Here is a 329-nt window from a genome sequence, read left to right as displayed (position 1 = left end):
CTCAACCCCCCCTATGTGGGCATGGTCGCCTCGGGAGGCCATACAGAGATCTATCATGTGCCGGAGAAGGGGGTCTTTCGGCGCGTCGGTTCGACGCGTGACGACGCCGCCGGAGAGGCCTTCGATAAGATCGGGAAGCTCCTCGGGCTGCCGTATCCGGCGGGGCCGCACCTCGACCGGCTCGCCCGAGAGGGGCGGGCGGATCAGGTTCCGCTCCCCAAAGCCCGGCTCAAGGGGGACACGCTCGACTTGAGCATGAGCGGTCTCAAGACCGCGGCTAAGCTCTTCCTCGAGCGCGAGCACCACCCGATTCCCGACGCGAGGCTCCG

1 protein-coding gene is annotated in these 329 nt (G+C 67.5%); it reads left to right on the top strand.

Annotated features, from left to right (window positions below):
* Positions 1 to 329 (top strand): tRNA (adenosine(37)-N6)-threonylcarbamoyltransferase complex transferase subunit TsaD (locus E6K76_08240; protein ID TMQ58301.1); only part of this gene is annotated, 329 nt, incomplete at both ends.

Source organism: Candidatus Eisenbacteria bacterium, from assembly GCA_005893275.1.
Taxonomy (GTDB): domain Bacteria; phylum Eisenbacteria; class RBG-16-71-46; order SZUA-252; family SZUA-252; genus WS-7.
Note: the sequence above shows the minus strand (reverse complement) of the source record. Positions and strands in the feature narration are given on the sequence as shown.